Annotated in this window: 6 protein-coding genes; 3 read left to right on the top strand and 3 right to left on the bottom strand. The window is 54.4% G+C overall.

Annotation, left to right across the window (positions count from 1 at the left end; translation table 11 throughout):
- The first annotated feature begins 8 nt into the window (after positions 1 to 8).
- Complete coding sequence (locus ACYZT1_RS12225) at positions 9 to 326, top strand: hypothetical protein (protein WP_462019148.1); 318 nt, start codon at positions 9 to 11, stop codon at positions 324 to 326.
- Positions 327 to 456: 130 nt separating this feature from the next.
- Here ACYZT1_RS12225 and ACYZT1_RS12220 read toward each other — a convergent pair whose 3' ends face one another.
- Genes ACYZT1_RS12220 through ACYZT1_RS12210 form a run of 3 tightly spaced genes read right to left on the bottom strand, consistent with a single transcriptional unit; the run spans position 457 to position 8,132 of the window.
- Positions 457 to 3,858, bottom strand: coding sequence for a hypothetical protein (locus ACYZT1_RS12220; protein WP_462019147.1), 3,402 nt, complete (start codon positions 3,856 to 3,858; stop codon positions 457 to 459).
- A gap of 12 nt (positions 3,859 to 3,870) precedes the next feature.
- The gene (locus ACYZT1_RS12215) at positions 3,871 to 6,312 is read right to left on the bottom strand and encodes a hypothetical protein (protein WP_462019146.1); all 2,442 of its coding nucleotides are present in this window, start codon (positions 6,310 to 6,312) and stop codon (positions 3,871 to 3,873) included.
- Positions 6,313 to 6,353: 41 nt separating this feature from the next.
- A complete protein-coding gene (locus ACYZT1_RS12210; protein WP_462019145.1) occupies positions 6,354 to 8,132 on the bottom strand; it encodes a hypothetical protein in 1,779 nt (592 codons plus the stop codon).
- A 212-nt stretch (positions 8,133 to 8,344) separates the two neighbouring features.
- Between ACYZT1_RS12210 and ACYZT1_RS12205 the strand changes: the two genes are divergently transcribed.
- Positions 8,345 to 8,869 carry a hypothetical protein gene (locus ACYZT1_RS12205; RefSeq protein ID WP_462019144.1) on the top strand — a complete coding sequence of 175 codons (525 nt, stop codon included), beginning with the start codon at positions 8,345 to 8,347 and terminating at the stop codon, positions 8,867 to 8,869.
- A 57-nt stretch (positions 8,870 to 8,926) separates the two neighbouring features.
- Entirely contained in the window at positions 8,927 to 13,849 is a 4,923-nt protein-coding gene (locus ACYZT1_RS12200) for an RHS repeat-associated core domain-containing protein (RefSeq protein WP_462019143.1), read from the top strand.
- The last annotated feature ends 53 nt before the right edge of the window (positions 13,850 to 13,902 follow it).

Below are 13,902 nucleotides of genomic sequence, written 5' to 3'. Positions count from 1 at the left end.
CCGGATTTATGCTCGACGCGGTAGCGCTTGTTGCCCAGGTCATGGAAATGAAAGGAGTCGATTTTCTTTTCCGGAATGTGCGGACCATTGGGCCCGCCGAGAATGACCTTGAAGGTTTCACCGGTATACAGCGACAAAATGCCGTTGATGGGATTGAACTGCGACAGTTGCAAGTTCCAGCCCTTGCCGAAACCGCTGTCGGCGGCGTTGAGTGCGTTAAACGCCAGTTGCAGGGGAACGACCGGGCCACAGAGGTTATTGGCCTTGAGTTCAGGCAAAGAGATGGCGCAGGTGTATTGCCCGGTGCGCGGGTCGACCTGGCTTAATATAAAACTCATGAAATTAAAGGCGTTGGATTGCACAGAAGTCGATGTCGACATGGCTCACGTCCTGAGAATAAGAGAAAAATAAAGAGTGCGACCCAATAAAGATCGCACTCTAATAAAGCGGTCGCTGTTACGAACCGATTATTTTAAGTTTATTTCGATCAACACCATCGAAGCCGATTCGCACACTGTGCCTGTTACCATAATCATCAATAACCTTTACATGCAGGCTCGTGTCGAAATCAGCTTTCGCGTACTTGTCAAACTGCCAATACTCACGCCGATGCAAGCTAAATAGAACCTGCCCTTTTGGGACAGGCGCTGATGGATTAACGATGGGCGCTGGCACTTGAGTATTGGGACCTAATCGACGCAACAGAATCTCGTCGATGTGCAGGATCTGATTGCCTCTGTCATCTTTATCATCGGCCAGTGCATACCCGGTAATGCTGTAGACATCTTCAAGCTGGGTATCACTTTCCCATTTGATCATGCTGGTATTACGGTCAAATTCGATGCTTTTTATTCCGACCTGTACGCCCCTGACCAATAACTTCAAGTAATAGTAATCCGTGGTATTCAGGTCGACCTCATCGTCTTTGTCGCCCTCTACACGGGTCGGTGGATTATCACCGAACGTTAATACAACCTGACCAATAGTTCCTCCCTCTGGCGGTTCGACTGCAACTAGGTTACGGGCCTTGTGATTGACTTCACCGTCTGACGTGCCGGGGTTGGAGTAGAACGTTTCGTAGTTGTCGCTGCGAATGCTCGCCGCCACCATCAGGTTCTCGACCTTGTGGCACTGGACGAAAAATTCCTTGATGTGCATCGTCGCGACACGAGGTTGCCCGGGAGCGGCTGTCAATTGATGGGCGGTGGCAGAATCCGGGTGCGGTTTATAACCATTTGGGTCTTCAGTGAAATACCATTTCCCACCTTCAGGTACTCCATCTTCGCCCACTTCCGGCAAAGGAATGTGTTGCTCTGCCGAGACCAGACTAATGCTCTTGTATTCATCTTCAGACAGCTCCAGCGGATCGGGCGCCCCCGGATAATCGGTCGCACGGAACCGAACAACCACCCTGGCTTGTTGCAATCCGTTGGCCCATACGCGGGTCGGCTTGGGATCCACGGCAAAGTCGAACACATCATATTTAAACCAGTTCGATTGCCTGGCGTGGTCGCTCAGGTGGATGATGCTGTAGCCGGAAACCGCACCGGCCAACGTACCTTTAACCACGCTGTAGGGTTGTGTGATGACACTTGGCGCCGTAAATTCGCCGGTATCAGGGTCCACGTCGCCCTCACCGGCAACCATCGACCACTTCATCTGAGAGGCGGCTTCTTCCGGGCCTTTCAGAAGCGCGCGGCTGTTTGCCCTCAAACCAGGAATGAACGCCGGGGTGACTTTCAGTGAAAAGTTGCCGTTCAGCAGCAATACGGTGGCGATGGATTTCTCACCGGTGATGCTGTCCTCTATATCAATCAGCACCGTTTCCAGAGTGCCGGTAGGTGGTGTCTGTGGTCGTGTGTAGGTCACCTCGTTGCCTTGATTGGCACTCAAGGAACCCTGATTGCCCCGCAACGCCCACTTCAACGTGCCTCCCCCAAGGGTCATTGCTGTGAGCTTGACGTCTATCGCCTTATCGTCCCGCATATTTATCTGCACGATCGAAGGCGTCACCACTACCCCCGCCATCGTGACAGTGACCAATGCTGAGGCCGTCACCTCTTTACCCGTAGTGGCGTCCGTGTAAGTCGCAGTGACGACATTGCGCGCCGCAGTGCCTTCGAGCAGTTGAACAGCCGGCGCCGTGTATTCGCCATTGCTACTGATATCGCCCTTCGCCCGGACGCCGTCGATAGAGCGCACACTCCAGGTGACATCCGCCGATTTGATGCCCAGCTGGCGAATGGTGAACTGTTGTTTCGCCCCGGCCTTGATCACCGGCGTCAAAGGGTCGAGGGTGAAGGTGGTTTCTTTCGGGTCGATATGACCGACCATCAGCAAGTCACCCGGTAGTCGTGCCTGGGTCAGTTGCAGGGCGTTGCGTTCGGGAAAGAGTAGATTGCTGATGGCGAGTGCATTGATTTCCGGTATGCCGAAACTATCTTTAAGTGCCGACTCCCGTAATCGTTCTGAAACCCCCTTGAATACACCCACATACTTTTCGTAGATCCTGCTCTGCACAGCTTCAGGGTAATCCTCCCCATCAAAAACCAACACGCTCGTATTTATATCAAACGAATAGTCTGCCTTGCTTACGAAATTTACCGCATTATAGGAATTTACAACCGGAGAAAACTCGACCTTGATGTTTGGCATAACAGGGATTACGCCAGGATGCCTATCATCTTTCCAAGGCCAAAAGTAGTCCCTAAGCGTAAAGTCCAATTCTTGCAAGCCTGACAGTTCAACCTGCAACAGGTTCTTAGCGTTCGGAAATATACGCAAACTGTTCTCAGCCAACTTATTTGCATACTTGAACGCCAAGGGGCCATTATTTAATATCTCTTTGTATTCTAACGGGTAATGAGTATCCCGCCAGCTATGCCCCTCTATCGCCTGCTCACCAGATACAGCATAAAGCCCCCTGGAGAGATGATCTGACTCGTTGCTTCGCTCCAGACGCAAATTACCGTTATTGATTACTTTCTGCATGTAGTCCTGAATATACCAGTCAAACACCACCCGACTGGCCAACACCAACGATCCCGAATAGAGGGCTTTGCCCTGTGCATCCCGATCATTTGGAATCAGATAGTCCAGCGAGCCTTCCGTTGGCTCATCACCCTCATCCGGATTACCCTTGGTCCTGACGAACAGGACCACCGCACCGTCACCGTAGTCGTCAGATGTTTTAATCTTCCCTTCATCGGTTGCCATGGTGCGGATAATGAACGAGCGAGGCGCCAGCAAATCGACGTCGCGCAAGTCCAGCATACCCAAAGTATAAAGCCGATCCTCGGGTTTTTGCTCGAGGAACAGTGCTTTGAAGAACTCCCCCAGCATCAACTGCGAGTTGCCATCTTTGACAAGATTGCAGCGACAGTTGTACCCGTCACCGATATCGAGACTCACCTTGCCCTGTTCATTAACCGTGCCTTTGCTGGCTTTCAGGTCGATGTCCATGGTGACAGTAAACCCTTGCTGGGCGCCCACCACATAGCTGTAAAGGATAGTCTCAGGCTCACTTACACTGCCCTTGCTCACATAAGACACGGTGCCCGAGACAATATTCATGGTCGCCGTCACACGAGAATTACGTAGCGAGGCCTCCGCGAAATTCACCATTGGCTCGCTGAGTATCAACCCGCTCAGCTGAAGTACCTCATCACCCGCAGGCGTCATTGCCGGCGCGCCAAAGATCTGCTTCAGGAAACTGTCTTTGTTGAAGCGGCTAATATATTGCTGTTGCAGCAGGCTATTGACTTTAGCCCGATTCATGAACACGACGGCGTCCCAGCCGAGTGTCACCGACTTGCCCTGCATCCTGGTAGTAAGTGCAGCTAAAGAGTAATTTGACATGGCACACCCGACTTAAATCGATGGATCAATAAATTGTTTGATCGATGGTTTGATTGAATTACTTGCGACGGTATCACTCACGGCTTCAATGAGTTCTGCATACTTGCTGAGAGGTAGCGGGATGGCAATTTGACCGCGCAGTTTAGTTCCAACGATATCTGCTGTGCCGGAAAGGACAACGAAGTCACCGGGGACGATGTTGTCCGGTTCGGTATATACCCCGGTCACCTCATCAAAATTGCCGTTTCCTGACAGTTTGCTCCAGGATACCTTTATCACTCCTGGAGTCGGCACAATGGGCCCTTCCTCACCCATCAACTGAAAGTGTGCTTTCCCATTCGGCAAATCGCTTGAACCGGCCAATACCATTGGTACGGCAATCAGCTGTTTCTCGATCATTAATGAAATATAAGAAACGGTTCCGCTGGAAGGATCTTTGATTTCAATCCTGTCAATCGGGAACGGTATGTCGGCGTCCATATTTGTACCGGCTGTGTACACACGCTGGTTGGAATCGTTGGGATCTACCGCCAGCGAAGATCCAAATTGCGGTGTCAAAATGGTCCATACCAATGCTTTCGGGTCCAACGACTGGGCAGAAAGAGCCAGTGTTTTTCCTGTCTCACAACTGGCATACATTGGGTTAGCCACGATAGCGCTATGCATGACGGAGACCAGCGCCGAGCTTTGCACCGGCAAGCCATTGAGCGTGCCCTTGGCCGTCACCATCACCACGATAGACCCGTCGGTGAACGTATCCGCGGCGGGTGCGGTGTATACGCCGGCAGGACTGATCGTACCCGGCTGAGCGATGTTGCCGTCGACATCCTTGACGCTCCATAGAACGCTATCGGGCATGGGCGTGAGGTTGAATTGCAGTGTGCTTCCCGCACTGATCGTCGAATTCTTCGGAGAGAGTGCGGTCGTTGTGCGCAGGGGATCGACCTGACCGAAAACCGCCAGATCGCCAGGGACAAAGGCGTCAGTCAATTGCAAGGCGTTTTGGCCGGGGAATAAAAGGTTACGGGCCAGGAAGGTGTCCAGCGTGGGCGATGTCAATTTATCGAGTAGTGCGATGATCCGGGGTTTGAAAAACGCTTCAATTCCAGGCTTCATGCTCGGGAATTGGGAGATGACATCCTCCATCCCTTCCGCCCCGGCAATAGTCAGGCTAAACGTCGAAGAGCTTTCATTGCGCTCAAAGCTGACAAGACCGGTTTCCTTATCGAGTTTAATATCGAAGTGAACGCGATAATCAACTGAAAAATCCATGAGAGCGCTGTCATCTTTATCCTTGTCCCAAGCGGCGAAATAATCGATCCGCCGCCTGAACATCGCCTTGTAGGACTTGTTCAACACGAATTCAATACGATTACCACCCGCCTTGACAGTTAAGGGAGCACCTCCGCTGTCCGTCTTGAAGTCAAGTTGGAGCGGGACTGAAAAGTAAAAGATACCAACCTTTATTCCGCCGCGGTACACATCATACTGATACTTGTAGTCCTGAAAGAGACCACCTGCGGAGCCCTTCAAAGGAAACGCAAGATCCTTACCGCCGTCATAAGGTTCAAAATCAATACCATTCGCTATATCCGCAATGGCCGGATCGCGCATGATCCTGTCGAAAAGCACCCGGCTCGAGAGCATCATCGCTCCCGTATATTGGGTGCCGCCCTCGTCAGCCGGAATAAGGTAGGTCGAATTGGCATTCGGAAAAGTAGTGCTGTCCTGACCACTCTTCAGGGTCATGAACATCATCACCATGCCATCGCCGTAACTTTCATCTCCCAATACGGCGAGGGGGTCGGATTTCATGGTCCGGATTTCGAAACTCTTTGGCGTCAGCTCGCCGTTCAGGTCGCCCTCCAGCCTCCCCAGCGGGAAAACCTTCTGCTCCGGCTTCACCTCTTTATCGAAATACTCCTTGAAACGGTTGCCGACATCCTCCTGTGCCAGGTCACCAAAAACGAAGTTAGCCTTGAATGTGTCGGCGTTTTTTATGTCAATCACCACATCACCCAAACCGCTGACCGTACCTTTGGTCACCGGCTGATCCATCCATAACTGCGGTCCGCCCACCGGAAGTACTTTCAGCATCTTCGACACGAAAACAGCACCACCGCTGTTCTTTTTAGTGCTGATAATCATCCCACCGATCATGTCCATGGTCAGTCGTGCCCGAGCGGCGAGGCTCGGGTCCGAACTTTGGAACGACAGTCGCGGCGCACTGAGTTTCAAATTGAAAATATGTTCCTTGTAAGAACCATCCCCCCAATTGGCAACCATGCTGGCCGGCTCGATATAGCCATCAGCCGTATTGAACCGTTCAACGTATAGTTCAAACAGCAACTCATTCGCCTTGCGTTGATCATACATTGTCAAAGCATCCCAACCAAAGGTCATGGACTTGCCTTGCAGGTGGGCGACCAGTTGCGCCAATGTCATTTTACTCATGGCTCATTACCTCAAAAGTAACAAATAAAAAGATTCAATATTCATCCCGCCAGCAGTTTCAGCTGCAGCGGCTTATTGAATGTCACGGTAGTGTGTCCACCATCAAAGCTCACACTGGCTCTCACGGTGAACGTATCATTCGCTGCAATACCTGCCAGGTCTGCCCGGAATAGTCTGGCGTTGACGCCGAGTGTGACTTCTTCAGGCTTTACTTCACGTACAGCAATAATCTCGCGGTCTGGAATACCGCTGGCGCTCAACCACAAACGCACGCGGTGCTGAGTTGAAATGAACGACCAGAGTTCCACACTCAACACCGCGCCTTCGGCCGGGATATCGGACAGTTTCAGGGTTGCGGGTGAGCCGACCTGGGCTTTGTCGCACTTAATGCCGGGATGACTGGTAAGTTGTCGGATAAACAGTTGCAACGCAGGCTCCGCATCCTGACCAGCAACTTGATAAGTGACTTCAACGGTTTTACCGAAGTTCGGCGGCAATACCTCGGGGGGCACACGAAATTTTCTGGGATTGAGCTGGCTGTGAACTGTTGTTTCATAAGAGCCAGTCGTTCCGAACCCCTTCCAATACGCCGTCACTTCCTCGTCATCGCCAATAGTGGCGAGCGCAGGAATCGTGACGTAGGCACCGCTGTAAGCCAAGATGGGATTGAGCTCTTCACGCGCCCCGACAAGGACGCTGCGATCAACCGTTGGAGTAGGCAAAACACGGGGTTCTCGAATGCTCAGTTTCAGTGCCGAACCGGAACCGGCGGCGTCTGGCCGCGCATACTGATAACGCAGGCTTACAGTGCCACCACGATTGTCCCGCAGCCACTGCGCCGGGATCGCTACTTCAATCTTGCCGCTTGCGATGTTGGAACTGTCGATCTTCAAATATTGGATTGTGTTTTTGTTAGGACCACTACCCGTCCCGGTGCGCGTGCCGTACACCAGCACCTCGTCGCCGTCGCGAATCCCCTTATAGACCGGAATCACCACAACGATGCCGTCCGGAAACCGGCCGGGATCGATCTCGGTGCCGGTCAGCCCCTTGACGGTGGCCGCCGGCAGCTCGGGCGCGGCAGGCGGTGCCACCAGAAAGGTGCGTTCGGCCGATACGGTGTCAGCGAGCACTGAAGCGGCATAGGTGATCTCGTAATGCAGGGTAACCTTGCCGCCCCGCAGCGCCACGGCGCTGGATCTGGGCACTGTCCAGCTCAACACCTGGCCGGGGTTGTTGGTCAGGTCAGTATCGGTATCGTTCAAGGTTTTGGGGGGGATATTCACGGTAGGCCCAGCGCTGCCATCAGCACGCTCGCCTTTCCAGACGAGCTTGACCACATCACCGCTGGACATCACCGTATAGGGGACCACCGCGATCGTCATACTGGTGCCGTCGATCGCGTCGGGGTCCAACTGCAGGTCATGGGACTCTTTTATCTGAGCCGCGGATGACAGCCCATGCTTTCCGATACCGAAATGAATTCGCTTGGACTCTTCCCTGGGTCCACCGGCAACCCGCTCCACAAAATACGAATAGAACACCTGGCCTTTTAACAGCGCCACCACGGTGTGGTAGGGAACCGGCATCAGAAACTCGGTTTGACCCGGCTGAGGGTCTACGTCGATCTTTATATTCCCGTGATCGACCGGATCTCCGTTCTCTGCCAACCCGAGCCAGCTTTGATAGAGGGCATCGCCTAACTGGGGATCGGTGTAACTCGCGTAAGTAGAAAGTGGCCCGCCATTCAACGCCTCAGGATCAATTGTGCCGTTGATCAGAAGTGGAATAGTTGGCGCGTCCGGATGGCCCGCTGCCATAGTTGTACTCCTTGGGTTTAGTCCTTCATTAAAAATAATAACGTGGCTATTTAATTAAATAGCACGCTTGACAGATAACCTCCGTTTTACGCCTGACAACAAACATTGGGTACTAGCAGAAGTGCCAGGTTGTCAAATGCGGGGCTGCTGCTAATGTCGGGAAGAAGCGGCCCTTACGCGACTACCCTCAACCTGTTTAGAGATCACCCATAGTGAATTATTCAAAAACCCTGTTAACCGCGACTGTTTACACCTGCATGGCACTTTATGGTGCAAACACCGTTGCCGCCGCGCAAACAAAAGCCACGTATGGCGATATTATTTTTTACAACAGTAAAGGTGAACAGAAATGCACGCTGTCCGTTCCAGAAACCAGGCAAACGTTTGATTTCAGCCAAAGCAGCCAAAGTTGTGAGAACAACATGGCAGTCACTTTCACACTAAGGAACATACCTTCGGCAACGCTCATTCAATTTTATGACGAGGAAATCTGCAGCGATGCCAAAGTTAGCGATAACTTTTTTGTCAAACTAAAAACAGTTAAACAGCCGACAGACTGGAGTAACCCTGCGGCCAACATGACCTTGAATGATTTCAAAAAAAGACAAGCAGGCGATTTGATTCCGAACAAAAATATTCGCGTGGAGGAGCAGTGGGAAGGCAGTGACTATGCGAACAAAGATTGGAACGAACGACTCAGCTGCGTATACATCGAGCGCTCTCAGCCCGCCAATTGATCTTGCCCGCTAACTTATTCAATTTTCCGTCTTTCGGCCAAACAACGAGGCGCTTTAATGAGCACGTCCGCCACCTTACAGTCCAACGCCTTCAACTTCATGGATTTCATTCAAAGCCAGGTCGACCCGCGCACCGGGCAATACACCTGCGCCATCTCTTTGCCTGAACTCAAGGCCAATAACCTCTGTGGCCCGGTCGTTCCCCTGCAACTGGCGTTTAACGCACTCAACGCCGCCGACAGCGGTTTCGGCAAGGGCTGGAACTTGCAACTGTCGCAGTTCAATCCCATCAACGGCATTTTGTCGCTGTATACCGGTGAAACCTTCAAGGTCATTCTCGGCGGGCCCAATGGTCCGCACATTCCGGAAAAGAAAATCGACTCCTTTCATTTCCATGACCTGGGCAACAAATGCTACCGCGTCGAGCATAAATCCGGCCTGGTGGAAGTGCTTGAAGTCCGCCAGGGCGAGGTTGCGCTGCCGGTGCAAATGCTCTCGCCGCAAGGGCACAGCGTCACGCTCGACTATGCGGCCTTCGGTACCGAGCCCCTGCTGAGCCGCATCACCAACGATACTGACGGCACCCCACTGCTCAGCCTGCTGCGCACCACCAACCTGTTGAAAATCGCGCTGCACCCTGGCAGTACCTGTGAAGCCCTGTTCCAGATGAGCATCATCGGCGGCGAGAGCAGAACGCTGGAGTTGCCGACAGCCGACAAGGCGTCCTGGCGTTTCGACTATATTCCCGAGAGCGGGCTGACCTGCCTCAAGAATGTCTACACCCCTACCGGCGGCCATGAGACCGTCACCTATTCGGCCCGCCCGCACTATTTTCCGGGTGTGGCCGGACGCACCCTGCCGCGGGTATACGCCCACGTGCGCGACCCCGGTTTCGGCCAGCCGGCCATCGAAACCCGTTACGAGTACGACCCCACAGACAAAAACTTTCTGGGCTTCGGCAGCGGTCTGTCCTGGAGCGACGATGGCCTGGACAACCTTTATAAAGTGAGCTCCGTGTATGAGTACCACACCAGGGAAATACTTTGGGACGCTTCGGCCGACAAAGCGGTGCGGGAGACAAAACGGGTCTACAACCGCCTGCATCTGTTGACCCTGGAAGAAACCCTCCAGTACAGCCACGATCCGGCCAGGGACGATACGCTCAAGACCACCGAAACCGAATACCACTTCAACCCGTTGCTGGCTTTCGAGGACCAGCCGAACTATTGCCAGTTACCGAAAACCGTGACCCAGACGTGGCGGCATGCAAGCACTACCCAGCCGCGCCACGTGGAGGTGGTCCGCACCACGTTTGACGACTTCGGCAACCTGCTGACCCAAATCAACGCCAACGGCGTGACCGAAACCAGCGAATGGTACGCCGCGCCAGGCGAGGTCGGTTGCCCCGCGGACCCGCAGGGATTTGTGCGCAACCTTAAAAGCAAGACCGTGACCCCGGCAGCGTCGCAATATGGCAAAGCGCCGACCCTGCGCACCGATTACACCTACACCGCGCAACCGGGCCTGACCGGGCACGGTCCGTGGTTGGCACTCCGTAATGAAACGTTGCTGAATATTGTCGATCCCAATACCTCAACGCAGGTACGACAGCTGATTCATGAATACCTCAGCACGCCCACAGACCCACTGACGCACGGGCTCATCCAGCGGATGACCCAAACACTGCATGGCCGGGCCGATACCCTGACCACCACCCAATTCAAATACTGCATTACGCAAAACGCCCGGGCGCAGGCCATGGTCATGCGCACGGAAAGCGAGCTGATCGGCTTCGATGACTTGCCGGGCAAGCCCGTACGCAAAGTCATCACTCAGGAGCACTCACTGCTTACCGGGCAGCAGCTGCTCAGCCAGGATGACAACGATGCCCAAATTGCCTACGTCTATGACAGATTGGGTCGGGTGATCGAGGAAATCGTTGCGCCGGATTCGACGGCCTACACAGCCAGCCGCGTCTATACCTACACGCTGACCAATGGCACGGCGGGTCAACAGGCCAAGCAAACAGCCACGGACGTGAAGGGTGTCGAAACCATCAACTGGCTCGACGGCCACAACCGGGTTATCAAGGAAGAGCGACAGGATGCCGATGCCCTCGGCGACGATCCGCTGGCGTTTCGCGAAACCTACAGCGCGACCTACAACAACCTTGGGCAACTGATCAGCGAAACCGTTACCGATTGGGAGGGTGCCACTGACAAGCCAGTGACCAGCCACATCCATTACGACGCCTGGGGCGAGCAATACAAGGTGGTCGGAGCCGACGGCGTGGCGCAGGTCACCGAAACCGATCCATCGACACAAACCCTGCGCAGCTGGACTGAAAGTACCGTGGCGCCGATCAGAGTCAGCGGTAAAAGCCGCACCACCATCAATCGCTTCGGCAAGGAAGACAAGATCGAGGCGCTGGATGCACAGGACAAGGTCATCAGTTCCCGCCAATACCTGTATGACGGCCTGGGCAATTGTGTAGAGCAGATCAATGAAATGGGCGAGTCCACCCGCTTCGAGTTCGATCTGTTTACCCGAGTACAGGCCACGATTTTGCCGGACTACACCGAAGTGCACCGCACCTACGCCGCTCACAGTGCCGGCGATCTGCCTGTCGAGACGAGCGTCGAAGCCGGTCAGGGGCCTGTCAGTGTTGGCATCCAGACATTTGACGGCCTTGAACGCCGCACGAAGCTGGAAGTCGGAAAACGTGTTCAGTCGTTCGAGTACACGGGTGGTCAATCCCAGGTGAGCAAAGTGACCACCGCCAGCGGAAAAGAGATCACTTACGAGTACCAGCCGGGTCTGACGGGCACGCCGGTTGGCAGCATTGCACCCGATGAGCAATCGAGCTTCAACTACGACGGGCAGAGTGCGCAATTGACGTTGTCGCAAAACACTCAGGGCGAGCATACCTTCAACTACAACGCCAACGGTCAGTTGCTTAAAGAGTTGTGGAAAGAGACGGGGTCGGGCAAGCAATGGGAAACCCGCTACACCCAGACGCTCAACGGCCTTGCGCTCACACGCCTGGACGCCAATGGATTGCTCTGCAGCTACACCTACGATGCAATGGCCCGACTCAAGACGCTCACTCAAGGCCAACTGGTCGTCACCCTCGTGTACGACAACCTGAGCCAGGTGACCGAAACGACCACCCGCAATACGCACACCGGGCAGGCGCTGAAAACCACCTTGACTTACGACGACCAAGGCCGGGAAATCAGTCGCCTGATGGAGCTTGACGGTTACCCGGAGCAAACCATCACCCAAACCTACCGTGATGACAGCAAGTTGCAGGTTCGTGAATTGCAGGTGGGCGGCCAGACCGAGCTACGGGAAACCCTCGATTATGACCAGCGCGGGCGCATGGTGGCCTATAACTGCGAAGGCCCTGGTCTGCCTCGGGATCAATACGGCAACGCCATCGAGGAGCAGCTGTTCGAGTTCGACGCACTGGACAATGTGACCGCGGTCTACACGCTGTTTGCCGACGGTACACGTGACGATGCTTTCAGCTATTTCTCTACGAACGATCCCTGTCAATTGGTGGAAGTCACCCACAACCACCCCGACTACCCGACCCGTTGCACGCTTGACTACGACGAAGATGGCCACCTCAAGCACGATGAAAACGGCCAGGCGCTGCACTACGACACTCAGGGCCGGTTGATGCGGGTCACCGACACCAGTGGCAAGGATGTCAGCCAGTACCGCTATGACGCCCATAACCATTTGCTGGGGGTCACCCGGGGTACACAGGTTGAAACCCTGCGCTTTTATCAGGGCGACCGCCTGAGCCGCACCGAACAGGGCGACCAGAAGATCGATTATCTCTACCTCGGCGATCAGCCATTGGGTCAGCAAGAACAGGGCGACCCCGCGCAGACCTTGCTTCTGTTGACGGACGGCAAAAACAGTGTGCTGGCCGAAGGTGGCCAGGATGAACTGCGAAAAGCGGTCTATGGCGCCTATGGACATCGCAACCCGGACGATGACTTGAAATGCCTGCTCGGTTTCAACGGTGAAGTACGTGACCAAACGAGCGGCTGGTACCTGCTGGGCCAAGGCTACCGGGCCTATAACCCGACTTTAATGCGCTTTCATAGCCCGGATTCGTTGAGCCCCTTTGGGGCTGGCGGGATCAATCCTTATTGTTACTGCGCGGGCGATCCAATTAACTTCACCGACCCGACGGGGCATGCCAACCGCGGAGTTAACTTGAAGGGCCTCGCAGGTGCGATAATGTCAGCCATCGGTATAGGCCTGACCATCGCAGCTGTAGCGGTTCCGCTCATCGGGGGCGTGGCCGTGAGCGCGATATTTCTCGCAAGGGCGGCCGTGTTCACGACCATCGGGGTCGGGTTTGGCGGCTGGGGCATAGCTGAAGGCATCATGGCCACGACCGCGACCAAGTTGACCGACCGTGAAAGCCACGCGATGAACTCCCTGATCTCTGGGGGTATCGACTCTGCGCTTGGCGGGGTCTTTCTTGGGATGGCGCTCAAGGGTGTTACCAGGGCGGCGGCGGCTCAGGCGAAATGGCATGCACACGTCAAATCCAGATTGACTGCCATGAACGATTTAACGGCAACAAAACGCAGTCCCGTTCTGAGCAGGCCTGCCGCGACACAGGGCCTTCAGGGGCCTCGGGGGCCGCAAGGAATACCGGGGCCTGCAGGAGCGACGGCAAACGTTCCGGCAACTACCGTATCACCACCCAGGAGGCCTGCCGCGAAGCCAGCGCCTCCATCCACCACTGAGCCAGTTCCCCCAGCGCATAGTCGTAATAGTGAGCCATGGGATTTTGAGAAGCTTGAACAGAGCCAAACTTCGCGATATGAAGAATTCAATGGAGGCGAAAGACCTGTCAAGGTCACCGACCCAATTGGAGTCAGACCAGACAGCACAGTTGCAGATATCAGAGGTAAAATCGGAAATATAGTCTCAGCATCACTGCCACGTTAACCATAAGCAATGAAAGGCTCCACCTCTTGAGGTGGAGCCTTTTTTATTTCCTG

This window comes from Pseudomonas sp. PB3P13 (genome assembly GCF_054897735.1).
The sequence above is the reverse complement of the archived record's forward strand: the minus strand, read 5'-3'. Positions and strand labels throughout refer to the sequence as shown.

Excerpts from the sequence above, each read along its gene's own strand:
- ACYZT1_RS12225 (WP_462019148.1), top strand. The coding sequence starts at position 9 with ATGCTCGACGCGGTAGCGCTTGTTGCCCAGGTCATGGAAATGAAAGGA.
- ACYZT1_RS12220 (WP_462019147.1), bottom strand. The coding sequence starts at position 3,858 with ATGTCAAATTACTCTTTAGCTGCACTTACTACCAGGATGCAGGGCAAG.
- ACYZT1_RS12215 (WP_462019146.1), bottom strand. The coding sequence starts at position 6,312 with ATGAGTAAAATGACATTGGCGCAACTGGTCGCCCACCTGCAAGGCAAG.
- ACYZT1_RS12210 (WP_462019145.1), bottom strand. The coding sequence starts at position 8,132 with ATGGCAGCGGGCCATCCGGACGCGCCAACTATTCCACTTCTGATCAAC.
- ACYZT1_RS12200 (WP_462019143.1), top strand. The coding sequence starts at position 8,927 with ATGAGCACGTCCGCCACCTTACAGTCCAACGCCTTCAACTTCATGGAT.